We start from the raw sequence: 1,754 nt of genomic DNA, 5'->3' as shown, positions 1-1,754 counted from the left end.
GCACGGAGCAGCGGTGAGCGCGCCGGACGGCCGCGCCGCCGCGCGACGCGCCCTCGCCGCGGCCGGGTCGTTCGCGCTCGCCCTGGGCCTCGGCGCGGCCGGCGTCGTCGGTGCGGCGGGGCCCGCGAGCGCCCACAACGTCGTCGTCGGGACGTCGCCCGCCTCGGGGACGACCGTGACCGAGCCGCCGGAGTCCGTCGACGTGACGTTCGACGACGTGGTGCTCGACCTGTCCGCCGAGGGCTCCAGCACGGTGATCACGGTGACGGGCGCCGACGGCACGGACCACGCGACCGGGTGCCCGACGACGCAGGACCGCACCGTGTCCGTCCCCGTCGCGCTGGGCGAGGGCGGCGAGTACACGGTCGACTGGCGGATCGTGTCGGCCGACGGGCACCCCACCAGCGGCGAGTACTCGTTCACCTACGAGCCGCCCGCCGGGGCCGGGGCGGCCCCCGCGGCGGACGCGACGCCGTGCGCCCCGGCCGGGGGCACGGACGAGGCGTCCGACGGCACCGCGGAGGGCGCGTCGGCCGCCGCGGACGCGGGCGGCGGCGACACCTCCGAGCTGGTCGTGGTGGTCGGCATCGCGGGCGGCGTCGTCGTGCTCGCCGGCGCGGCGGTGCTGGTGGCGTTGCGGCTCGCCCGACGTCGCGGCTGACCCACCGCACCCCGCGACCTGTCAGGGTCAGCGCCGGGCATACCGCGCGCTGGCCCTGACAGGTCGCCCTCGTCGATGCTCCCGGGTGTCTGCCTCGTCGTCGGGTCGTCCCCGCACCCCGCCGGAGCCGCCTACGATGCCGAGCATGGATGCGGGGCAGATCGTCGGGATCGTGACGGGCCTGGTCGTGGTGGTCGTGCTGGTCACGGCGGTGGCCTTCTGGGCGGCACGACGCCGCAGGGCGGCGCGCGGGCGGGCGCAGGACCTCGAGGCGGAGCTGCAGCGGCTCGGCGTGGAGGCGGGCTCGGCCCTGGTGCGCGCCGACGAGCGGGCCCGCCTCGCCGAGGACGAGCTCGCCTTCGCCCAGGCCGAGCTCGGCGACCGGGAGACGCGCGAGCTCGCGCCCACGCTGCGGCGGGCGCGCGAGCGCCTCTCCGAGGCGTTCCACCACAACCAGCTCCTGCACGACCACGTCCCGGACACCGACCAGCAGCGCCGGGAGTGGTCGGCGCGGGTCGTGGACCTGTGCCGGTCGGCCGACGCGTCCTTGGACGAGCTCGACCGCGGGCTCGCCGCCCTGCGGCAGACGGTCCGCTCGACCCCCGACGCCGTCGACCGGGTCGACGCCGAGCTGGCGCGCGTGCGCGAGGCCGTGCCCGCGGCACGCGCCGACCTCGAGCGGCTGCGCGAGCAGTACGCCGAGCGGGCCCTGCTGCCCGTCGCGGACAACCCCGAGCAGGCGGAGCGCCTGCTCGAGTTCGCAGGTCGCAGCACCGCGGCCGCCCGCAAGCGCCTCACGACCCAGCAGGTCGCGGAGGCCGGTGCCGCGGCCCGCGCGGCGGAGGAGGCCGTGCGCCGCGCCGAGGGGCTGCTGCGCGCCGTCGACGACTACGAGGCCGAGGCGCTGCGCGCGGAGGCGGCGCTCGGCGCGATCGTGGCGGAGTCCCGGGCCGAGCTCGCCCAGGCGCGCGCGCTCCCGGCGGCCCAGCGGGCGGGACGCATCGACGGCGCGGTCACCGCGCTCGAGGACGCTCTCTCTGCGCTGCCCGCCCCGGGCGCCCCGGGCGACCCGGTGGGTTCCCTCACCCGGGTC

At 78.7% G+C, this 1,754-nt stretch carries 2 protein-coding genes; both read left to right on the top strand.

The annotated features are described in order from the left end of the window. Positions 1-661, top strand: a 661-nt coding sequence (locus tag ACFWEK_RS21370) for a copper resistance protein CopC (RefSeq protein WP_430555346.1), incomplete at its 5' end; no start/stop codon positions are given. 145 nt (positions 662-806) lie between these two features. After that, the coding region (locus tag ACFWEK_RS21365; RefSeq protein WP_430555345.1) for a hypothetical protein at positions 807-1,754 on the top strand (948 nt) is incomplete at its 3' end.

The organism is Isoptericola sp. NPDC060257 (assembly GCF_042726645.1).
GTDB classification, from domain to species: Bacteria; Actinomycetota; Actinomycetes; order Actinomycetales; family Cellulomonadaceae; genus Isoptericola; species Isoptericola nanjingensis.
Note: the sequence above shows the minus strand (reverse complement) of the source record. Positions and strands in the feature narration are given on the sequence as shown.